The 21,237-nt window shown below is 56.5% G+C and carries 17 protein-coding genes and 3 pseudogenes; 9 read left to right on the plus strand and 11 right to left on the minus strand.

The window, feature by feature from the left end:
* Positions 1-26: 26 nt before the first annotated feature.
* Both QTO30_RS06670 and QTO30_RS06675 read right to left on the minus strand, forming a co-directional pair.
* Entirely contained in the window at positions 27-1,850 is a 1,824-nt protein-coding gene (locus tag QTO30_RS06670) for an ABCB family ABC transporter ATP-binding protein/permease (RefSeq protein WP_340423339.1), read from the minus strand.
* A gap of 67 nt (positions 1,851-1,917) precedes the next feature.
* Complete coding sequence (locus QTO30_RS06675; protein ID WP_340423340.1) at positions 1,918-3,084, minus strand: peptidoglycan-binding protein; 1,167 nt, start codon at positions 3,082-3,084, stop codon at positions 1,918-1,920.
* Positions 3,085-3,195: 111 nt separating this feature from the next.
* Between QTO30_RS06675 and QTO30_RS06680 the strand changes: the two genes are divergently transcribed.
* Complete coding sequence (locus tag QTO30_RS06680; RefSeq protein WP_340423341.1) at positions 3,196-3,750, plus strand: LOG family protein; 555 nt, start codon at positions 3,196-3,198, stop codon at positions 3,748-3,750.
* Here the strand turns inward: QTO30_RS06680 and QTO30_RS06685 are convergent.
* The 3 genes from QTO30_RS06685 to QTO30_RS06695 form a co-directional block, all read right to left on the minus strand.
* Positions 3,745-4,719, minus strand: a complete 975-nt coding sequence (locus QTO30_RS06685) for a threonine ammonia-lyase (RefSeq protein WP_340423342.1) — start codon at positions 4,717-4,719, stop codon at positions 3,745-3,747. The two genes, QTO30_RS06680 and QTO30_RS06685, sit on opposite strands and share 6 nt — an antisense overlap.
* 68 nt (positions 4,720-4,787) lie before the next feature.
* Complete coding sequence (locus tag QTO30_RS06690) at positions 4,788-5,387, minus strand: superoxide dismutase (RefSeq protein WP_340423344.1); 600 nt, start codon at positions 5,385-5,387, stop codon at positions 4,788-4,790.
* A 236-nt stretch (positions 5,388-5,623) separates the two neighbouring features.
* Entirely contained in the window at positions 5,624-6,067 is a 444-nt protein-coding gene (locus QTO30_RS06695; protein ID WP_340423346.1) for a GyrI-like domain-containing protein, read from the minus strand.
* Between the two features lie 58 nt (positions 6,068-6,125).
* Between QTO30_RS06695 and QTO30_RS06700 the strand changes: the two genes are divergently transcribed.
* Positions 6,126-6,626: an RrF2 family transcriptional regulator gene (locus tag QTO30_RS06700; RefSeq protein ID WP_340423348.1), complete on the plus strand. Its 501-nt coding sequence runs from the start codon at positions 6,126-6,128 to the stop codon at positions 6,624-6,626.
* 170 nt (positions 6,627-6,796) lie between these two features.
* Here QTO30_RS06700 and QTO30_RS06705 read toward each other — a convergent pair whose 3' ends face one another.
* The 5 genes and pseudogenes from QTO30_RS06705 to QTO30_RS06725 all read right to left on the minus strand — a co-directional run bounded on the left by QTO30_RS06705 (position 6,797) and on the right by QTO30_RS06725 (position 12,580).
* Complete coding sequence (locus QTO30_RS06705; protein WP_340423350.1) at positions 6,797-7,363, minus strand: sarcosine oxidase subunit gamma; 567 nt, start codon at positions 7,361-7,363, stop codon at positions 6,797-6,799.
* Positions 7,356-10,369: pseudogene (locus QTO30_RS06710) on the minus strand (sarcosine oxidase subunit alpha family protein). The gene QTO30_RS06705 and the pseudogene QTO30_RS06710 overlap by 8 nt, the downstream one beginning before the upstream one ends.
* Positions 10,366-10,695, minus strand: a complete 330-nt coding sequence (locus QTO30_RS06715) for a sarcosine oxidase subunit delta (RefSeq protein WP_340423351.1) — start codon at positions 10,693-10,695, stop codon at positions 10,366-10,368. Before QTO30_RS06715 ends, QTO30_RS06710 begins: the two are co-directional and overlap by 4 nt.
* A 132-nt stretch (positions 10,696-10,827) precedes the next feature.
* A complete protein-coding gene (locus QTO30_RS06720) occupies positions 10,828-11,052 on the minus strand; it encodes a hypothetical protein (RefSeq protein WP_340423352.1) in 225 nt (74 codons plus the stop codon).
* Between the two features lie 283 nt (positions 11,053-11,335).
* Positions 11,336-12,580: a sarcosine oxidase subunit beta family protein gene (locus QTO30_RS06725; protein ID WP_340423353.1), complete on the minus strand. Its 1,245-nt coding sequence runs from the start codon at positions 12,578-12,580 to the stop codon at positions 11,336-11,338.
* 203 nt (positions 12,581-12,783) lie between these two features.
* Here QTO30_RS06725 and ccmI point away from each other — a divergent pair, with 203 nt between their 5' ends.
* Genes ccmI through QTO30_RS06740 form a run of 3 tightly spaced genes read left to right on the plus strand, consistent with a single transcriptional unit; the run spans position 12,784 to position 14,695 of the window.
* A complete protein-coding gene (ccmI, locus tag QTO30_RS06730) occupies positions 12,784-13,983 on the plus strand; it encodes a c-type cytochrome biogenesis protein CcmI (protein ID WP_340423355.1) in 1,200 nt (399 codons plus the stop codon).
* A complete protein-coding gene (ruvX, locus tag QTO30_RS06735; protein WP_340423356.1) occupies positions 13,980-14,456 on the plus strand; it encodes a Holliday junction resolvase RuvX in 477 nt (158 codons plus the stop codon). The genes ccmI and ruvX overlap by 4 nt, the downstream gene beginning before the upstream one ends.
* A complete protein-coding gene (locus QTO30_RS06740) occupies positions 14,453-14,695 on the plus strand; it encodes a DUF1289 domain-containing protein (RefSeq protein WP_340423357.1) in 243 nt (80 codons plus the stop codon). The genes ruvX and QTO30_RS06740 overlap by 4 nt, the downstream gene beginning before the upstream one ends.
* Before the next feature lie 265 nt (positions 14,696-14,960).
* Here the strand turns inward: QTO30_RS06740 and QTO30_RS06745 are convergent, their stop codons facing one another.
* Positions 14,961-15,896 (minus strand): LysR family transcriptional regulator, encoded by a 936-nt coding sequence (locus QTO30_RS06745; protein WP_340423358.1) that lies wholly within the window; start codon positions 15,894-15,896, stop codon positions 14,961-14,963.
* A 424-nt stretch (positions 15,897-16,320) separates the two neighbouring features.
* Between QTO30_RS06745 and QTO30_RS06750 the strand changes: the two are divergent.
* The 4 genes and pseudogenes from QTO30_RS06750 to QTO30_RS06765 form a co-directional block, all read left to right on the plus strand.
* Positions 16,321-17,380: pseudogene (locus QTO30_RS06750) on the plus strand (AMP-binding protein); the annotation flags it as partial.
* A gap of 219 nt (positions 17,381-17,599) precedes the next feature.
* Positions 17,600-18,124: a phosphopantetheine-binding protein gene (locus tag QTO30_RS22050; RefSeq protein ID WP_445327177.1), complete on the plus strand. Its 525-nt coding sequence runs from the start codon at positions 17,600-17,602 to the stop codon at positions 18,122-18,124.
* An 18-nt stretch (positions 18,125-18,142) separates the two neighbouring features.
* Positions 18,143-18,838, plus strand: coding sequence for a beta-ketoacyl [acyl carrier protein] synthase domain-containing protein (locus QTO30_RS06760; protein ID WP_340423362.1), 696 nt, complete (start codon positions 18,143-18,145; stop codon positions 18,836-18,838).
* Between the two features lie 5 nt (positions 18,839-18,843).
* Positions 18,844-21,212, plus strand: a pseudogene (locus QTO30_RS06765) (ketoacyl-synthetase C-terminal extension domain-containing protein); the annotation flags it as partial.
* Between the last annotated feature and the right edge of the window lie 25 nt (positions 21,213-21,237).

A 21,237-nucleotide genomic window follows, 5' to 3' on the forward strand; every position in this document is an offset into this window, starting at 1 on the left:
GGACCATACTCATTGGACCACTTAACTCAAACTACATCTTCCTCTTCGGACTGCCTGTTCCACAGATGCGCATAGCGCCCGTCTGCCGCCAACAGGTCATCGTGGCGCCCTTCCTCGACGATCACACCATCCTCCAGAACCACGATCCGGTCCGCATCGGCAATCGTGGACAGGCGGTGCGCGATCGTGATCACCGTGCGGCCCTCACCCATCTCCTTCAACTCAGCCTGAATCTCCATTTCGGTTTCAGTGTCCAAGGCAGAAGTTGCCTCATCCAATAACAGGATCGGCGGGTTTTTGAGGAGCGTACGCGCAATCCCGACACGCTGCTTTTCCCCACCAGAGAGCTTCAATCCCCGCTCGCCCACCGTCGTGTCATACCCATCGGGCAAGCTCTCGATAAAATCATGGATTTTAGCGGCCTTCGCCGCGGCGATAATTTCATCCTCAGATGCGCTCGGACGGCCGTAAGCAATGTTGTAGTGCACGGTGTCGTTAAAAAGCACGGTATCCTGCGGCACGACGCCGATCTGCGCATGCAGGCTTTCCTGGGTCACATCGCGAACATCCTGACCATCAATCAGCAACGCGCCGCCGCCGACATCATAGAACCGGAACAACAGGCGTCCGATGGTCGACTTTCCCGACCCGGATGACCCCACAATCGCAACGGTCTGACCCGGTGCTGCCTCCAGACTGACCCCCTTCAGGATCGGGCGGGCATCGTCATAACCAAAGGTAACATCCTGCAAGGCTACGCGCCCGCCATTCACCTGCAACGCTTTCGCGTCCGGCTTGTCCTGAACCTCGGCGGGCTGTTCAAGCAGGTCAAACATGTCGCCCATATCAATCAGCGCCTGCCGGATTTCGCGATAGACCGTGCCAAGGAAATTCAGCGGCATTGTAATCTGGATCATATAGGCGTTAACCATCACGAAATCGCCAACCGTCAGGTCGCCGCGCTGCACACCAATCGCCGCCATCACCATGACTGCAACAAGGCCGCCGGTAATCAAAAGCGACTGGCCGAAATTCAGAAACGCCAGCGAATAGTTGGTGCGGATCGCAGCACCCTCGTAGTTCTCCATCGCCACATCATAGCGGTCCGCTTCCCAGCGTTCCGCGCCAAAGTACTTCACAGTTTCGAAATTCAGCAGACTGTCGATGGCTTTTTGGTTGGCGTCGGTATCCTGGTCGTTCATCTCTTTACGAATTTTCACGCGCCATTCGGTCACTTTGAAGGTGAACCAGACATAGAGCGCAATCGTCACAACAACGACCGCCAAATACCAGACATCAAACAGGAAAAAGAGAATCACACCGATCATCAATAGTTCCAGAACCAGCGGTCCGATCGAGAACAACAAGAAGCGCAGCAGGAAATCGACACCTTTCACACCCCGCTCGATAATCCGTGACAGGCCACCGGTTTTACGGGTGATGTGATAGCGCATAGACAGGCGGTGAATATGGGTGAAAGTCTCTAGCGCCAACTGGCGCAAGGCGCGTTGGCCTACTTTGGTAAAGACCACATCGCGCAGCTGTTGGAACCCAACTGTCATCAAGCGCGCCATCCCATAGGCGATGGTCAAACCAACTGCACCCAACCCCAACATTGTTGCAGCATCCATCCCGTCAGGTGCCAGGGCATCAACGGCTTCGCGATAAAACAGCGGGGTCGTCACGGCGATCAGTTTCGAAATGACAAGAACCGCCAGGGCGATCACAACCCGGCGTTTGACCCAAGGATGCGCGTCTGGCCACAAATAGGGTGCCACGCGGCGGATCACGCTCCACCCCTGGATTTGTGCGTCATTCAGATTGGCATCAGTTTTGGCTAGACCACGCATGAAAACTCCAACGACAGCGAAAGTCCTACCTAAGGTTCCCTAAGCCGGAACACCAGAGGCACGCCGCCTATTGCGTGATTTCGGGCATGCGAAAGATCTGACCGGGGTAAATCAGATCAGGGTCGCGGATCAGATCACTGTTGGCCTCAAAAACCTCGACGTAAAAGATACCGTTACCAAGGCTCTCTTCTGCAATCGCCCAGAGCGTCGCACCAGGCTGCACCGTGCGCACGGCGACCTCAAACCCATCGACCGATGTTTCTTCGGCCAGCACCGCGGCGACCTCCTCGGGTTCTTCACGTTTAAACGGCGTTTCGAGACGCGATACCACATCGCCAGCCTCATCAACCTCATCAATGCGCAGTGTATACACACCGGTGTCGATATCTGGCAGATCAATGCGCCAATCGCCACCTTCCGTTACGGGTGATCCGGTCACTGGTTCATTGTTGATATAGACCTGCACTGCACCATCACCCGTAGCACGCCCCGAAAGTTGAACCTCTCCCTCAGGATCATAGGTAATGGCATCAAGTGCGACATTTGGGTCCACTTCCGGATCATCCAACGTTGGTGTCCCCTGTACGACACGCACCCCGCTCGCATCAGCCTGCAAGACAGTTGGCGGTGCCGGTGCCACGATAGCCGGGGTATCAACGACAGGGGCCACCGGCGCGTCTGGTGTCTCAGAGGCGGCAGCTTCGTCCTGAATGCCCGGTTCGGTCGCGGGCGCAACGGCCACGACAACAGGTGCCGCAATGGGCGCGACGATGTAGCTGGTTGTCGAGGCGACCGCCTCGCCCTCAGGGTCGGCCAAAAGTGACAGACGGCGGGGCTGGTCGGACGGGTCCACGACTGTGAATGATACAAAGCTGCCGGAACCATCTGCCTCGACCCGGTCAATCGCGGCACCGGACAGCATCACATCCACAGTTTGTCCGGGTGCGGCACGCCCGGCGATCACCATGCTGCCATCAGGTTCGACCCGGAACGTATCAAAGGCAGGCACCTGAGGTGATTGCTGTGGTTCGGGTGCATCGACGACAACCTCCGGTGCCTCGGGCGCCGCAACCACATCCTCAGCGGCGGCGGGAGCGGGGGTTTCAACCTCACTTGCCGGAGCCTCGGCAATATCAGGCTGGGGCATCAGCGCGAATATAGCCAGACCAATGACTGCCGCAGCAATACCGCCCAGCACGACGGGCTTCGCGCCCGGTTTTGCGTCATCTGTCACGTTTTGTCCCTTTTGCAGTGCCAATCCATGGCCGCCCCATCCCCGGTGGTTGAGCCACCTTAACAACGCGGCTATGACCGGTCAAAGCGAAGCTCGTTCAGGGGGATCACAATGTCCGGATATCAAAAGTCGATTTGCGTCTACTGTGGCTCTCGGGACGGGGCTGCGCCGGAGTATGCGCAGGCCGCCAGCGAAACCGGGCAGATGCTGGCCGCAAACGGATGGCGGCTGGTTTATGGGGCGGGCGATGTGGGTCTGATGGGCCGCGTGGCCAATGCGGTACAAGAGGCAGGCGGCGCAACCTTTGGCGTGATCCCAACCCATCTGTTGGATTGGGAAGTGGGCAAACGCGACCTCGATCACTTTGTGATCACCGAAACGATGCATGAGCGCAAAAAGGTCATGTTCATGAACGCCGATGCGGTCGTTGTGTTGCCCGGCGGTGCCGGGTCTTTGGACGAGTTTTTTGAGGCGCTGACATGGCGACAGCTCAAGCTGCACAACAAACCGCTGATTCTACTGAATATTGATGGGTTTTGGGATCCGCTGTGCGACCTTCTGCAACATGTCGTCGATAACGGCTTTGCAGGCGATGACATTCTGGCTTTTGTGCAAGTGGCCGAAGATGTGGAAGAGCTTGAAGCGCTGCTGAAAGCCGCGCTATAGCCCCTCCATCAGCTCAGCATAGCGCGTCAGTGAGATATTGGACCCGCAGGCGATGATGCCCACCTGACGCCCGGCCAGATCATCCTTCAGCGGGCCCAGAACCGCCGCAAGCGAGGCCGCACAGGCAGGCTCCGCCGTAATGCGCAGGTTTTGCTGATAGATATCCATCGCTGCAAGCATCTCGCGGTCGGCGATCTGGACAATCCGCTCCACATTGGCCCGCGCGACACCATAGGTCAGCGGCATCGCCAGCGGCGCGCCGAGGCTGTCTGCGATGGTCGCGACCTTCTCGATCCGCACCGGTTCACCAGCGGCAAAGCTTTGTGACATGCTGTCTGCCCCAAAAGGTTCGACACCGATCACCTGCGCATCGGGATTCACTTGCTTGATGGCACAGGCCATCCCGCTGATCATCCCACCCCCGCCGATCGGGATAACATAAGTGTCGATCTGCGGAGCCTGCATCGCATATTCGTGGCCGCAGGTGGCCGCGCCAAGGATCATATGCGCTGCCTCAAACGGATGCATCAGCGCGCGGCCCGCGTCAGCGGCGTCATTCATCGCAGCAAAGGCGGCCGCCATGTCATCGTGAAGCGTGACAGTGGCCCCCAATGCCTCACACCCCGCAATCCGCGCCGGATCGGTGGCCCGCGGCATCGTAATCAGCGCGTCCACGCCAGCGGCCTTCGCTGCCCACGAAACACCCAAGGCATGATTGCCGCCACTTGCCGCGACAACACCTGCGGCGCGTTGTGCCGCGTTCAGGCGTTGAATGCCCAGCAATGCCCCACGCGCTTTGAACGACCCGGTTTGCTGGAACAACTCCAGCTTCACGGTAACACCTGCGCAATCCGGCAGAACACCATCCCAACGCGCCGATGTGAGCGGCAGAACCGGCGTTTCGATCAGGTTTGCCTGTACCTCTGCCTTGGCGGCAATGATCTCATCTAGCGTCAGTCCGATCATCATCTTCTCCCAAGAAAAAGGCCCGCGGGAAGATGTCCCACGGGCCTTGCAGATTGTCCAGAATGAACGGGTCACATGCGCGAGGCGACGTTTTCCCAGTTCACAAGGTTATCAAGGAAGTTGGTCAGATAGACCGGACGCTTGTTGCGGAAATCGATGTAGTAGGAGTGTTCCCACACATCACAGCCCAAGAGCGCAGTCTGACCAAAGCACAGCGGGTTCACGCCGTTTTCGGTCTTGGTCACAGCCAAGGACCCATCCGCATTTTTGACCAACCAGCACCAGCCGGACCCAAACTGGTAAGCACCCGCCGCGCTGAACTGCGATTTGAAGTCGTCAACCGAGCCAAAGCTCTCAATCAGCGCCTTCTCCAATTCGCCCGGCATCGCATTGCCGTCAGGCCCCATCATTTCCCAGAACTGGTTGTGGTTCCAAAGTTGGCTGATGTTGTTGAAGATACCGTTCTGCGCAACAGCGGACTTGTCGTATGTGCCAACGATGATCTCTTCAAGGGACTTGTTTTCCCACTCGGTCCCCGCAATCGCCGCGTTGCCGTTCGTGACATAGGCGTTGTGGTGCAGATCATGGTGAAACTCGAGGGTTTCAGCAGACATGCCTTTGGACGCAAGCGCGTCGTGGGCATAAGGAAGATCGGGAAGCGAAAAAGCCATATCAGGTATCTTTCTGAATTGAGGACAGGGATATGGTGATAGATGTCACATGCAGGGCGAAGGTCAAGGGGTGGTCCGGTACTGCTTGGCCTTTCGCTGCCGTTAAGGCAGCCTCGCATGGCAAACCGGACTCTCGCCATGAGTGCGCCAATGGCCCCTTTCGGCAAAGTCCACGAAATTGGCCCCTTCTGTTGCTCTCCAAAAGACGCCAACTTCTGCTGGATTTGCTGCGAAACCTAGGCCGCCTCTATACCGACTGCGACTGTTACCAAATCTGGGTTATTTTTATCGTAGATATCGTAGTCAGCGATATATGATCGGTTGAGATCACCATCCCAAATCGCTTGCCACTGGGCGATCAACGTATCCGGCTGCGGACCGGTTGCTTCGTAGATCGCTATTTTTTGAGGCGGAACCTCTGCGCAGTGCAAGCCAATCGGAACGGACGCCGACTTTGGCATGCGATGTCCGATCGTCATGCGGTAAGGATCCATGAAACCGCCATCATAATCGTGATAAACGCAATAGACGTCTTCGGAGGCATCCGGCCCGAGCTTTGATCGCACGGCATCTGCGCGAAAGGCCCCCCATAGGGCACCTATTGCCGCTGGGTCATCGTTCCGCACCTTTGCCGATAGACCAACGACAACAAAACCGTCCTCGTTACGTTGTTGCTTCATTTCGCTTTCCTTCCAACGCTATTGATATAAACTAAGATATCTATTGTCGGAGTTAATAATGCAGCTTTCAGAAACTGTCGAGTGGGGACTTCACGCCTGTCTCGCACTTGCAATGATGCCACAGGGAGCACGCATCCCTTCACGCGCATTGGCAGAATACCACGGGGTCAAACCCAGCTATTTTTCAAAAGCGATGCAGAAGCTTGTCGCAGCAGGTGTCGTTGAAGCCATTGAGGGGCGTTCCGGGGGGCTGGCGATGGCAAAACCAGCGGAAGAGGTATCACTGCTGCAGATTGTGATGGCACTGGAGGAGAACAGTACGTTCTTTCGCTGCACCGAAATCCGCCAGAAAGGTCCATGTTCGGCCGCGCCGAAGCACTACCGCGCGCCCTGCAATATCGCACGGATCATGTATAAGGCAGACGCGGCGTGGCGGCGGGTGCTGGCAGAGACGAGTCTTGCCGATCTGAGAGAGTCGGCCACTGCCGAACCGATCCCCGGTGTGAATGAGGCGACATTGGCCTGGCTCACTGAAACCGGCGCTGTGCGGGGGCTTTAACAGACATAGCTGATAAGCCGGCGTGATCAGAGACATAGACCATCTGTGACATGTTTGCGGCTGTCATGATCGTGCAAGAACGGGGCCTTGATCACTAGTTTACAAGTGTCTCAGGCAGTGCCAATGCGCTCAAAGCGGCCATTCACCTGCCGCTTGCACCCGCACAATCCTCACCCCAGATGCCCGACCGACCCTGCTTTCGCTGATGCCGCCAACAGATCAAACGTGTACTGCCCCACCGAGCGAAAGCAGATCACCATAAACGTATCCTCATCCCGCATCCAGAAAGCCGCTGCGACCTGCCCAAGGCGCGTCCGCCGGAAATCGCCAGCCTTGAACGTGTCAGGGTGCAGATCAACCGGCGCAAGCTTGGCGATCACTTCACGGGCGAACGCGCCCTCAACGTAGATGACCGCACGCGCGTCTGAGACATTTTCGGCCAAATAATGGGTCCCGCTCAATGCCGCATCAATCTGTGCCGCCGCTTGGCCAGTTTTCGCATAGGGCACAAGCACCAACAGTTCATCAGGCGACATCCAGCAGAGGCCCTTGTCACCTTCGGCATTGGCTTGCCCGCCCTCCGGAAACTTCACCCCGGTCAGATCAGTGCAAACCTTGCGCAGTTTTTTGTCGCCCAGATCACCGCGCAGGATGATCATCCCGCGCAGGCCCGCCTCGCGGATGGTGACTTCACCGGGGGCCACTTTGCCGTGCAATGCGCTGACAGCATTAGACATTCTGCTTCTCCCCTTCTTTGTCATAGAACACTGGGTCAACGATCTTGGTCCGCACTGTCGTGCCATCGACCTTGTTGAATTCGATCACCTCTCCCATCCGCTCCGGCCCCTTGTGAACCAGCCCCATCGCGATACCGCGTTCAAGATTGGCGGAGTAATATGTCGAGGTCACACGGCCCTGCGTGTTGCTTTGCCCATTGGCATTTTCTCCAGAGGCAATTGCATATGACCCATCCGGCAGAACCGAGCCGTCCTCGGTCTCCAGCCCCACCAGTTTCCAACGGTTCGGATCGGCCATGTGGGATCGTTCATGCGCACGCTTGCCCAGATAGTCTGTTTTCTTCTTCGACAGCGCCCATTGCAGGTTCAGGTCCTGAGGGATCACCGTACCATCGGTCTCATCCCCGATCATGATAAAGCCCTTCTCGGCCCGCAGGATATGCAAGGTCTCGGTGCCATAGGGCATGATCCCGAACTCTTCGCCGGCTTCCATCAGCGCCGCCCAAAAGGCCGCACCCTGCCCCGCTGGCACAGCAATTTCATAGGACAGCTCGCCCGAGAATGAGATGCGGAATACGCGCGCATCGAAGTCCCCGATCTTGCCTTCGGCCCACTGCATAAATGGTAATGCCTCGGCGGAGACATCCATGCCACCCAGCTTGCGCAGTAACTTGCGCGCGTTCGGGCCGACAACGGCGATCTGCGCATATTGCTCGGTCACATTGGCGACATAGACCTTCCAGTCCCACCATTCGCATTGCAGCCAGTCTTCCATATGGCCGTGGATATGCTCGGCCCCGCCGGTGGTGGTGTGACATAGCCATGTATCCTCGGACATCCGCACGACAACGCCATCATCCATCAGAAACCCGTTTTCAGAACACATCAGACCATAGCGGCATTTGCCGACGGGCAGCGTGGACATCATGTTGGTGTACATCATATCGAGGAACTTGCCCGCATCCGGGCCTTTGACCATCAACTTGCCAAGGGTGGATGCATCCAGCAAACCAAGGTTCTCGCGTGTGTTCTTGACCTCGCGATTGACGGCGTCATGCACGCTCTCACCAGGCCGTACATAGGCGAAAGGCCTGCGCCATTGGCCGACAGGTTCGTTGTCAGCACCATTTGCGTTCGACCATTCCGAAATGGGCGTCATACGCACGGGTTGGAACAATTCATCTCTGGCAACACCTGCGATCGAAGACAGCGAGATGGGCGTATATGGCGGGCGGAAAGTCGTTGTGCCAACGTTCGGGATATCTGCATTCAGCGATTGCGAAAGGATCGCCAAGCCGTTGATGTTGCTTAGCTTCCCCTGATCCGTCGCCATGCCCAACGTCGTGTAGCGCTTGGTATGTTCAACGCTCTCGAACCCCTCTTGGGCGGCCAGTTGCACATCGCTGACCTTCACATCGTTCTGGAAATCCAGCCACGCCTTTGAGCGCAAGGCATGGCTTGCCCCCTGCGGCATCAACCAAACTGGGGAAATCGGGCCTTCCACCGCATCTTCCCCCATCGGCGCTTGTGCACCGCGCTTGGTGTGGCCTGCGGCCTTGGCCGCAGCACGGCCAGCGGCCCAACCGTCACTCACGGCCTCTGCTGTGAACAAATGTCCGTTGGCGATGCCAGCGGTGATGACAAATCCTTCGCCATCCGCGGCTGTTGGCGCACGCTCTGGATCTGGGCGGAACATCACTTGCGCGGGGTCCCAGTTCAGCTTGCCGCCGCAGTGCGACCACAGGTGCACGACAGGGGACCAGCCGCCTGACATAGCAATGCAATCGCATGCGATCTCTTCCAGCACAGCGCCTTCGCCAGCCTGTGCACAGAGGGCTACGCCTGTCACGCGCTTGCCCCCTTTGGCCTTGGCAATGCCCTTCCCCATCTCAATACGGATACCCAACGCGCGGGCACGGTCTATCAGTGCGCCGTCTGCTTTCGTGCGGGCATCAATGATCACAGGCACCTCAAGGCCCGCTTCCTTAAGGACAATCGCCGTGCGGTATGCATCGTCGTTGTTTGTCACTACAACGGTACGGTCACCAATGGAGACACCAAAATTCACCGCATAGTCGCGCACGGCAGAGGCCAGCAGGACACCGGGCAGATCGTTTGCCGCGAAAGACAAGGGTCGCTCAATCGCGCCCGTCGCCGTGACGATCTGCTTGGCACGAATACGCCACAAGCGGTGCCGTGGGCCATCATTGTCGGGCGCATGATCGGTCAGGCGTTCATAGGCCAGTGTATAGCCGTGATCATAAACACCCGCGCCCATGCAACGCAGGCGTAGATCAACATTCGCCATTTTTTCAAGTGCTTCCAAAGTGGTGTTAATCCACTCTTGCGCTTAAGCATATCGTCAATTTTCGGCGTATCTACGACGGCCCGACCACCCCAATCTGCTGTTTGTTCCATCAGCAGAACACGCGCACCGCGCTCACCCGCAGCCTTTGCCGCGGCAAGACCTGAGATACCGCCACCTACGATCAGAACATCAACGTGACAGTGGAAATGCTCATAGGTGCCCTGATCACGGTCCTTGGGCGCTTTGCCAAGGCCCGCAGATTTGCGGATCACGGGTTCATAAACGTGTTTCCAGAAGGACCGCGGATACATGAACATTTTGTAGTAAAAACCCGCAGGCAGGAACCGCGACAGGTGCGTGTTGATTGCACCCACATCAAACTCAAGCGTCGGCCAGTGGTTTTGCGATTGCGCGGTCAGCCCTTCAAACAATTCAGTTGTGGTCACACGGGCGTTGGGTTCGAACTGCGCGCCTTTGCCTAAGTTCACCAAACCATTTGGTTCTTCGGCACCAGAGGCAACAACGCCGCGCGGCCGGTGATACTTGAACGACCGACCGACCAGCATCTGATCATTGGCCAGCAGGGCTGAGGCGAGTGTGTCACCCTCAAACCCACGCAAGTGCTTGCCATTAAAGGTAAAAGAGACGGCCTTGTCCTTGTTGATCAGACGGCCAAGGTTTGCCAAACGGGTGCTCATTTGAAATCCCCCCAAGACCAACCCGGGCGTTTGGCCGAAATTTTGTCTTTGATCTCTTGTGGTGGTTCAAGCGTTTGGGCCGGATAGGTGCCAAAAACCTCGAGTGTGTTGGTGCAACGGGCCACGTGAAACCATTTGCCGCAGCCATAGACGTGCCGCCAGCGTTCAAAATGCACGCCCTTGGGGTTCTCGCGCATGAACAGGTAATCCTCAAAATCATCGTCAGATGACCCCGGCCCTTCGCGTTTCAGATGGGCCTGACCGCCAGCGTGCAGATCAGTTTCGTCGGCATCAACGCCGCAACAGGGGCAATGCAGGATCAGCATGGGGCACCTTTGATGTAGAGGGTGTTGGGAATGTCGAAACGGCGCACAGCTGCAACAAACGCACCAAAGGCGCGCGCATTGCTGCGCCCGCCTTTGGCCGTTGAGTGGTGAGTGGTAGTGGTAGTGGTAGTATTATTCGCCCACAGCTGGGGCGACCGGTTGTGCTGGTGCAGTTTCTTCAAGAACAGGGGCGCCTTGGTCCGTTGTACCCAATGTCGCTGGATCAACGGTTGTGCTGGTACCACCGCCTGCAAACAGCGCATAGAGCAGGACCAGAACGACGATAACAGCAGCGACAAGGAAACCGATGCCGCTCCCGCTGGAGGTATTTGTTTTGGTGTGGCTGAATTCATCCATGGTGCGTCCTCCTTCTGAGACAGACCCATCATCGCCAAACCCTTAGCATAAGGAACATAAGCGGAAATCCCCGGCTGGTTTAGGCAAACCGCGGCCATTTCCGCCGATTGCACTCGGCCAACCGCCGCCGGGGTCGCAGGCAAGCAGCCAGGTGTTACGTTTGTGACATGGAACTTGTACTTATTGTCATCGGCGGCATCCTTTCGACCGCTATCATCTTTGTGGTGATAGACGGGGTTTGCAGCAAACCGTCCGACGATGATGAGGATGGGGTTGAATAGCATCAGTGTGCCACCCCTGCGGCCACGCTTTCATCAATGAACTTGCCTTCGCGGAAGCGGAACATGCTGAACTCTTCGGTCAGTGGTGAGTGTCCTTTGGCCATCAACTCGGCCATGGCCCAGCCAGACCCAGGGATCGCTTTGAACCCGCCTGTACCCCAGCCACAGTTTACAAAGACACCTTCAACTGGTGTTTTTGACAGAATGGGTGAGCGGTCACCCGTCACATCCACGATTCCGCCCCATTGCCGCAGCATCTTCAGGCGCGCCAGCATCGGGAAGGTTTCGACCAAAGCGCGTACCGTTTCCTCGATATGGTGGAACGATCCACGCTGGGTGTAGTTGTTGTACCCGTCGGTGCCACCGCCGATCACCATTTCGCCCTTGTCGGATTGCGACAGATAGCCGTGCACGGTGTTGGCCATAACGACAATATCCATGGCCGGTTTGATCGGCTCTGACACCAGTGCCTGCAAAGCAACACTTTCAATCGGCAGCCGGAACCCAGCCATCTGCGCCAAAACGCCAGAATGCCCGGCCACGACCACGCCCAGTTTGTCGCAGTCAATTGGCCCTTTCGACGTATCCACGCCAACAACCTTGCTACCCTCTTGCCGCACACCCTGCACTTCGCATTGCTGGACCACATCCATGCCCATGTCCGAACAGGCACGCGCATAGCCCCAAGCAACCGCATCGTGACGCGCGGTGCCGCCACGGGCCTGCCAGAGGCCACCAAGGACCGGGTACCGTGGCCCGTCGATATTCATGATCGGGCAGAGTTCTTTCACGCGCGCGGGCTCAATCCACTCGGTCTGCACCCCTTGCAAGGCATTCGCATGGGCGGTGCGCTTATAGCCGCGCACTTCGTGTTGGGTTTGGGCCAGCATGATCACACCACGCGGGCTGAACATGACGTTGTAGTTCAGGTCCTGCGACATCGTCTCATAAAGCGAGCGCGACTTTTCATAGATCGCAGCCGAAGGATCTTGTAGATAGTTCGAGCGAATGATTGTCGTATTGCGCCCGGTATTGCCGCCACCCAGCCAACCCTTTTCAAGAATTGCGACATTGGTAATCCCGAAATTCTTGCCCAGAAAATACGCCGTCGCCAGCCCGTGTCCGCCTGCACCTACGATGATCACATCGTACTTCTTCTTGGGTTCACGTTTCGCCCACGCCCGGTCCCAGCCGGTGTGTTGGCGCATGGCTTCTTTGGCGATGGCAAAGGCAGAATAGCGTTTCATCAGAGTCCAGAATCCTTGTGGCAGGCGGGCGATGCCTTGGCACCTTATCTGGACCCTGCATGGACCCAAGAGGATACTCTCAGCGGCGTATAGTTTGCATTTTACGACATGCTGGCGGTGTCGTGAATTGTCATGGCGTCGCAGGCCCTTTTCATGAAGACATCGGGCGTTTATGTCAGCCCAAGGTAAAGGACCCAAAACTGATGATTTTCTGGCTTGTATGCGCAGTGATGACGCTCGTTGTAACCGCGTTGATCGTGAAACCGCTTTTGCAGCCAAAAGAGATTGGTGACGACAACCCGGACATCGCCGTGTATCGCGCGCAGTTGGCCGAGATTGACCGCGATCTGGAGCGTGATCTGCTGGCCCCTGACGAGGCCGAGCGGGCCCGGACCGAAGTTGCGCGCCGCCTGCTGGCAGCTGACAAGGCCGCGACAACGCCCACGGGTGTCGCAACACCCACCCGTTGGCTGTCTGCTGCGATTGTTGCGATCATGCTGGCGCTGGGTTTTGGTACGTACTGGACGCTCGGCGCACCGGGGTATCCTGACCTGCCGCTGCAAGCGCGTCTTGCAGCCAGTGAAGAAATGCGGCTCAACCGCCCGTCACAAGACGCGCTTGAGGCCGCAGCGCCCGCGCCACCGCCAGTTGAGGTGCCTGATGATTATCGCAACGCGATAGACCAGCTACGTGTTATCGCCCCCACCCGCCCCGACGACCTTGAAGCCTGGAGCCGTCTGGCCTTTCACGAGGTCGAGTTGCGCAACTACGCCGGTGCCGCCGACGCGCAAGCACAGGTGAACCAGATCAAAGGCGACGCGATTGAAACGGCCGATCTCCAGCGCTTACTCGACCTCAAGGTCGTTGCCGCTGGCGGTTTTGTGTCGCCCGAGGCCGAAGAGGTCATCCAGCAAATCTTTGAACGGGACGATCAGAATACGGCGGCCCGTTATTATTTGGGTGCGCTCTACAACCAGACTGACCGCCCCGATCTGGCGCTGCGCCTATGGCGCGACATCATCGAGACCGGCGATCCAAATAACTTCCACATTGCCAGCGCAAGGTCGCAGGTCAGCGATGCGGCCTTCCGCGCTGGTGTCGAATACGCCGTGCCAGAGGCACGTGGCCCGTCATTTGCTGATATGGATGCAGCTGCAGAAATGTCGCCCGAGGACCGCCAAGCCATGATCGGCGGCATGGTATCCGGGCTTGCGAGCCGCCTTGCGAACGAAGGCGGCCCGGCGCAGGACTGGGCACGCCTGATCCGCGCTTACGGCGTATTGGGCGATCAGGAGGCCGCACGCACCGTCTGGACCGAAGCACAGCAAGTCTTTGTCAGCAGCATGCGCGGCATGGAAATTCTGACCAATGCCGCCCGCGATGCAGGCGTGTTGGAGGAATGATCTGCGACACGCCCGAGGCGTTTATCGCCGCAATCCCTGATATGGGCGCGCTGGCCGGATTGGACCTCGGCACAGCGACGATTGGCGTTGCTGTTTCGGATGTAATGCGCTCGGTCGCGACCCCGCTTGAGACGATCAAGCGTAAGAAATTCGGGATTGATGCAACAAAGCTGCTGGAACTGACCACGCATCGGATGATCACCGGCCTCGTGCTGGGTCTGCCGATGAATATGGACGGCTCCGAAGGGCCGCGCTGCCAGGCGACCCGTGCCTTTGCGCGCAATCTGGAGAAGCTCACCCCCCTGCCGATTACCTTTTGGGACGAACGCCTGTCCACCGTCGCTGCGGAACGCGCGCTGCTTGAGGCGGATACGTCACGCAAACGTCGCGCAGAGGTTATTGACCACGTGGCGGCGGGTTATATCTTGCAAGGCATGCTGGACCGCATGGCGCATTTGAGGGCAGACTCGTGAATATACCTGAAAACACAGACGACATCTGGAAACGGGCCGAAATCGACAGCCCCTGCGTCAAGGTCTGCGTGATAGAACCCAAAAGCCGCCTGTGCACAGGGTGTTTGCGATCCATTGACGAGATCGGGGCCTGGTCAGGCATGTCAGCAGATGCCCGCAAGGCGGTTATGGAAGAACTGCCATCGCGGGCGGGCCTGATCACCAAACGGCGCGGTGGGCGCGCAGCCCGTCTGAAATAGCCAGCATACATCACTGCAACGTTGCGGACAAAGCGCCAATTTGCTGCAGCTGCGCCAAGGCAATGGTGCCCTTCCACAGAACAGACTTCCACTACCGTGCGAGCCCACAGCAGTGCCGTTTACCGTTCGACTAGTTAAACGAAATGCGAAAACGGGTATGAGCCTCAAATGTAGTTGATAGCTGGCAGTTGAAAGAAACGCCAAGTCGGGTATGTCTGAAGGTGAGACATACGGCGAAAGCAAACTGATTTGCCAGCGATTGCGTCTAGATAAGCCCGCACAACTCGCTTTCGGATCGGCCTGCCTCCTCCATGATCCAATCAAATAACATCTCTACTTGCGGGGTCCTCTTTGTATCCAAAGACGCAAAGAGTTTGTTGGGAAACGGCAGCCATGCATTCCCGACTTTGTTCAGCGCACCGCTTTTGAGCCGATCAAGTACCAGCAGACCTCGACTTAGCGCTACTCCCATGCCCGCTTCGGCGGCGATGATTTGCAGGTTTGAGTTGCCGAAGCGAATGCCATTCGATTTGTTGTTCGCCCTGTGTGATACGTCGATACCAAATTGCTCAAACCATGAATCCCAAGTCAGCGCGCCAGAATTGGGCAGCGTGCGGTCTAACAGGCACACGCGACGCAGACCCTCTAGCGAATCTAAAGGTGCTTCCTGTTCACGCAATAAAGCTGTGCTGGCAACAGGGAAACAAATATCGGTCAAAACTTCGCGGCAGTCTTCGCCACATGGCGCCTCGGGGTGAATTGACAGCATGAGGTCAAAGCTTCCATCACCTCCCGTGTTGCCAGGAGACGCTGTTTTCAGCACGATCTCAATGCCGGGATGCGCCGCCAGGAAGCCTTCCAACCGCGGTACCAACCATAGGGCTGCCAGAGAAGGCGGGGCACAAACCCTAATACTGTCAGAATGTGAATCTTGGCGAACTTTACCAAAAGTCTGAACAATGTTTTGCAGCGTTACCTGCGCAAGATTGCGCACCAAAATGCCGTCTTGCGTCAGCGTTACGCCACGGCGGGTTCGATCAAATAGCTTGACGTCCCAACTGGATTCAAGATTGCGAACTTGGTAGCTAATCGCGCTTTGGGTCATGCCCAGTTCTGATGCTGCGGCCGCAAAGCTGCCATGCCGAGATACAGATTCGAGTACCCGCAAAGCACTCAATGACGGCAGTTGTGATACACGCATAACAAAATCACCCCCTGTAGTTGAGTTGATTCTTAGTTGTTTCTACCATGACGTAGCCATCCTCAAAAACTAGACTGACACGTCTACCGAGAAAAACACCAATAATCAAAGAAAGACTAGGTGACTACAACTCTCTCCGAAAACCCATTGGGCATAGCACTCATTGATTGGGCGAAGCGCTTATTGACACTCCAAGATCGGCAAAAAGCCACCGCCGATTGGCGCAATCTTGCTTAGGTCGGCCCTAAACACACAAGAAATGCTGCAGCGCAAAATTTTTGCTGCAGCGCAAAATAATCACATTATAGAAAATCCCTTTTCTCTCTTAACGTTTTGGCATGTGCAGGAGAAGCGTGATCATTCCTAAGGCGGTTACCTCCTGCTTTGACGAGAGCCAACCCGTTAATACGGAAGGAAAGTCAATATGAGCTACCAAAATTCATTTGAGACAAGTCCGCTTTTCGCAGATCAAAGCATCATTACAGCATTCGAACGTATCGTATCCACCTATCCCGACCGCCCTGCGGTTCACCACAACGGCGACATATCAAGTTATGCTGAACTCAATCGTGACGCAAATCGAGTTGCAGCACTTCTTGACCGGAAGTCGATTCAGGATACGCCGATTGTCGTATTTCTCCCGCAAGGCGCGCGCGCCATTTCGTCGATGTTGGGTGTTCTGAAAATCGGAGGCTTCTTCCTACCTCTCGATATCGATGCTCCGGCGGAGCGGAACGCACGTATCATCGCGGCCTCAGGCGCGCAGGTCATACTTACTGATCTTGCGAACAGCGCCCTCGTGCAGCCGCTCTGCGGCGATGCACAAACAGTAATTTGCTTTGAGTCGGCATCTGTCGACAGACCAGTGGGCGACATTGCGCAGTTGAAGCGGAACGATATGACCCGCCCTGCTTACGTTCTCTACACGTCTGGTTCGACAGGAGAACCCAAGGGCGTGCTGCAAGATCATGGGCATGTGCTTCACAATACATTTGTTCATACGGAAGGCTTCGGCATCACCGCTGAAGACCGTCAGAGCCTGCTTTACCGGATCAATGTTTATGGCGGTCTTCGCGACACTTACAACGCGCTATTGAACGGTGCATGCCTTCACATCTTAACCGTCACAGGCGAGGAACTCGCGAGCCTGCCGGAGTGGATCGCAAACAACCAGATCACAATCTACTGCTCGGTCACCACTGTCTTCCGTCATCTCGTGCGTTGTATGTCGCAGGGCGTAACCTATCCCAGCGTACGCATCGTCAAACTTGGGGGAGAGGTAGTCTATGCCAACGACATTGAAAACTTCAGTCGTATGTTCGTGCCAGGCTGCAAGTTGTCGTGCGGCTTGGCGATGACTGAAACGGGTGCCGTCAGTCAGTACTTTGTTGATGTCGCAGAAGCGCAACATCAATCGCGCGCGCCTCGGCGCGACGGTCAGTGAAACGGACATCAGACTGCTAGACGAGGCTGGCCAGCCGGTGCCAGAAGGGGAAGTCGGCGAAATCGTTGTTCGTAGTCGCTATATTTCGAGCGGCTATTGGCGTGGCGAAGAGCTTTCGGCAGGGAAGTTCATCGAACATGAAGACGGGATGAGGTCATTTCACACGGGCGATCTGGGGAGACGGACGCCAGATGGCGACTTCATTCATGCGGGGCGCAAGGACTTTCAGGTCAAGATTCGTGGCAACCGCGTTGATACAATGGAGGTCGAACAGGCCATTTTAAAAAGTGGGCTCGTAAGTGATGTGGTTGTAACGCCCGTCGAAGACCAGAACAGGCAGACGGTTCTGGCTGCTTATCTGCAGGAACTTGGCGGGTCGATTTCAGGGATGCGGGATGCGCTTTCGGAAAAGCTACCGAGCTATATGATTCCCGCGTTAATGATACCCATAGATCGGATACCGCTCACCTCGAATGGCAAGAAGGATCGAAAGCGGCTGCCAAAACCAGATTTTCTGGCTCTGACTGATGTTAACGTTCCAGCAACGCAGTCGTGCAGTTCGATTGTGAAAACGGCATGGAGCCAAGTTCTTGGGGTCGCTGATGTTCCGGAAGATCGCAATTTTTTTGACATTGGCGGCGACTCCTTAAAAATCGTAGAGCTCTACCGGCTGCTGTCGAACAGTTGGCCCGACAAGTTAAAGCTGACGGACCTGTTTCAGCACGCCACTGTCGCGCGCCAAAGCTCTCTGCTGTCATTGCTAGCAGCCAAGACAGGGCACTAACCCGCAAAAGCTTCTGTATTGACTGATCCGGTGTCGCAGGATGAGCCAAACACGCAAACGGATGGCATCGCGATCATTGGCATGGCAGTACGGTTACCTGGCGCAGACACGATTAATGACTTCTGGGAAATGCTTGTTGAAGGCGATGTCGCGCTGCAAACGCAATCCCGTGACCAGCTCCTCTCCCGTGGTGTTCGACCGCAAGACCTAAAAGATCCACGTTACGTCCCGGTTTCCTCCATCATCGACCAAGCTGAAGGATTCGACACTGAGTACTTTCGTATCTCTAAGGCCGAAGCGCGGCTCATGGATCCGCAACACCGTCTGGCGCTCGAGTGCTCAGTCAACGCGTTGGAAGACGCAGCTTATACGCCCGATCAAGTCGGTGCCGATGTCGGTGTATTCATGAGCGTTGGCAAGAACGCATATTTTGAACAGAACATCAGACCGAACAACAGTATTCTTGAGGATGTGGGCATTCCACGCGCGCTGCTGTATAATGACCGTACCTATGCGGCGACCTATATCTCCTATCGGCTAGGATTGTCGGGTCCCGCACTCCATGTCGATTCAGCCTGTTCTGGCTCAGCCGCCGCTATCCATATGGCGTGCCAAAGTCTCAGAACTGGTGAGTGCCAGATGGCCCTTGCTTTAGCGGAGCGAGAGTGCTTCTGCCGCACGGTGTTGGTTATTTGGGGGGAGAAATCGGCGTAGAGGCGATCGACGGTGTATGTAGACCCTTTGATGATGATGCCAGCGGCACAGTGTTTGGCAGTGGCGGCGGAGCCATTCTCCTGAAACCTGTCGACCAAGCTTTGGAAGATGGCGACCACATTTACGCTGTGATCAGCGGCTCTGGGGCGGCAAATGATGCAAACTTTCGAGCAGGGTTCAGCGCGCCTTCGATACAGGGCCAAGTCAAGGCCATCGACGTTGCCTGGCGACAAGCCGAAATCAATGCTGACGATATCGACTACATTGAGGCCCATGGAACTGGCACCAAACTTGGCGACCCAATCGAGGCAGCTGCGCTTGCAGAGGTTTTGGCAACCCGTACCGAAACACTGCCTTGCATGGTCGGCTCGGTGAAGGGCAACTTCGGTCATCTCAGCACTGCGGCAGGTGTTGTAAGTGTGATCAAGACGGCGCTGTCCTTAAGCAACTCAAACATTCCAGCTTCGGCAAATTTCTCTACACCAAACAGCAGGATAGACTTCCCCGATTCAAAGCTCAGAGTGGCAGCCAAGACTTTGCCTTGGCCAAAACATCTGCGGCCTAGGACGGCAGGCGTCAGCTCTTTTGGGCTTGGCGGTACAAACGTGCATTTGGTGCTACGATCCGTGCCGACGCCATCATTCCGATCGGCGGCGGCACCGCCACGCAATGTAGCGCTGACGGTATCGGGTGCGTCTCCAGCAGCATTGGCCGCGCGACTAACCAGACTGGCCATGCATCTAGAAACCCAAAACGACTCACTAGAAGACATTGCCTTCAGTATGGCCGCTGGACGGAATGTGCTGCCTTTTCGTGCTGCAGTTTCTGGCAATTCCGCAGTGGAATTGGTCGCGTCACTTCGTGAGCGGGCGACAGAGATCACCCAAATCAAAGCGAAGCAACCTAAACTTATATGGATGTTTCCCGGGCAAGGCGCACAGTCAGTTGATATGTTTCGTGAAATCTATGACCGCTACGAAGTTTTTCGCGGCGTAGTCGACCGTTGCAGCCAGACTTTACTGCCTATTCTCGGTGTTGATTTGCGCTCACTCGTGTTTTCCAGTTTGGATGACGGCAGCGATGAAATTGCGAAAAAGAATGACAGGCTGGCCGAAACACAGTTCACCCAGCCCGTGCTCTTCACGTTCGAGTATGCCTTGGCGCAACTGTGGCTAAGCTGGGGGTGCGACCCGACGCGATGGTAGGTCACAGTCTCGGTGAATATGTTGCCGCATGCATTGCTGAAGTGATGAGCCTCGAAGATGCGTTGGCTGCAATTGCGAAACGCGCAGCACTAATGCAATCAGCTTCGCCAGGTGTAATGCTGGGCGTCCGGGCGTCAGAGCAATCGATGCAAGAAGTCGCTGAACGCCATGGCGTCTGCATTGCCGCCGCAAACGGGCCCGAGCACACAGTCCTGGCCGGGGACGATAAAGCGATAGAGGCAGTCGCCGCAGAGTTTGCGGTATCGGGTATCAAGAGCCGAGTCGTCAATGCGAAGCACGGGTTTCACTCGAGGTTGATGGACGGCGCTTTGGCGCCATTAGAAGCTGAACTTAAATTGCGACGTCTCAGAGCGCCGAAAGTCCCGATAGTATCAAATGTTACTGGTCAGCCGTTGACCCCTGAGATGGCATCCGATCCAAAGTATTGGGCGCTACACCTCCGGAGTACTGTTCGTTTCATGTCCTGCCTCGCCCATTTTGAGGACACCGACGAAGCGCTGTTCTTGGAACTGGGACCGGGCGGTGTTCTGTCGCATCTCGCGATTGCTTCCGGAATTGACCCCGACAGAGTTGTATTGTCCGCAACGCAACCTGAACCTGAAGCCAGCGATGACGCAGGACTTGCCGGTGCTGTTGCCGCGACCTGGACGGCAGGTGTAACGTTCGATTGGGCAGCATACTTTGCGGGACGTGCACCTCGCCGGGTCGCACTCCCCGGCTATCCGTTCTGCCGGGAACAAGCGTGGCTTGGATCGATAGAGAATAATGTAGAGAACAGCACCTCTGTTCCGACGCCCAAGCAGACACCCAAGCAGATAGCGCCCAACGAACTGCACGCGGCAGTCACCGAGATTTGGCAAAGCCTAATTGGCTGCGATGTCATCGGTGAAGCAGACAACTTTTTTGCCTTGGGTGGCGACTCTATGCTGCTTGTCCGATTGCAGCAGGCGCTTGGTCGCAGGCTAAACCTAAAGCTGACTCTGGCTGAGCTCTATCAAGTTCCAGAGTTTGGTGACCTAATCCAGTGCCTTACTGAACGTCTGGACAGCACCCATACCGCGGGCCAACAAATAGCTCCTAAAGCGACCGCTTTTCTTGCTGATGTTGACGCCCTAATGACCCGTGCTTCCGAAGTTCATACTGAACGATAGTCCATGAAATACGCGGGCCCTT

Source organism: Yoonia sp. GPGPB17, assembly GCF_037892195.1.
Lineage (GTDB): Bacteria > Pseudomonadota > Alphaproteobacteria > Rhodobacterales > Rhodobacteraceae > Yoonia.

Coding starts and splice junctions, on each gene's coding strand:
- QTO30_RS06670 (WP_340423339.1), bottom strand. CDS start 1,850: ATGCGTGGTCTAGCCAAAACTGATGCCAATCTGAATGACGCACAAATC.
- QTO30_RS06680 (WP_340423341.1), top strand. CDS start 3,196: ATGTCCGGATATCAAAAGTCGATTTGCGTCTACTGTGGCTCTCGGGAC.
- QTO30_RS06685 (WP_340423342.1), bottom strand. CDS start 4,719: ATGATGATCGGACTGACGCTAGATGAGATCATTGCCGCCAAGGCAGAG.
- QTO30_RS06690 (WP_340423344.1), bottom strand. CDS start 5,387: ATGGCTTTTTCGCTTCCCGATCTTCCTTATGCCCACGACGCGCTTGCG.
- QTO30_RS06695 (WP_340423346.1), bottom strand. CDS start 6,067: ATGAAGCAACAACGTAACGAGGACGGTTTTGTTGTCGTTGGTCTATCG.
- QTO30_RS06700 (WP_340423348.1), top strand. CDS start 6,126: ATGCAGCTTTCAGAAACTGTCGAGTGGGGACTTCACGCCTGTCTCGCA.
- QTO30_RS06705 (WP_340423350.1), bottom strand. CDS start 7,363: ATGTCTAATGCTGTCAGCGCATTGCACGGCAAAGTGGCCCCCGGTGAA.
- QTO30_RS06715 (WP_340423351.1), bottom strand. CDS start 10,695: ATGCTGATCCTGCATTGCCCCTGTTGCGGCGTTGATGCCGACGAAACT.
- QTO30_RS06720 (WP_340423352.1), bottom strand. CDS start 11,052: ATGGATGAATTCAGCCACACCAAAACAAATACCTCCAGCGGGAGCGGC.
- QTO30_RS06725 (WP_340423353.1), bottom strand. CDS start 12,580: ATGAAACGCTATTCTGCCTTTGCCATCGCCAAAGAAGCCATGCGCCAA.
- ccmI (WP_340423355.1), top strand. CDS start 12,784: ATGATTTTCTGGCTTGTATGCGCAGTGATGACGCTCGTTGTAACCGCG.
- ruvX (WP_340423356.1), top strand. CDS start 13,980: ATGATCTGCGACACGCCCGAGGCGTTTATCGCCGCAATCCCTGATATG.
- QTO30_RS06745 (WP_340423358.1), bottom strand. CDS start 15,896: ATGCGTGTATCACAACTGCCGTCATTGAGTGCTTTGCGGGTACTCGAA.
- QTO30_RS22050 (WP_445327177.1), top strand. CDS start 17,600: ATGGAGGTCGAACAGGCCATTTTAAAAAGTGGGCTCGTAAGTGATGTG.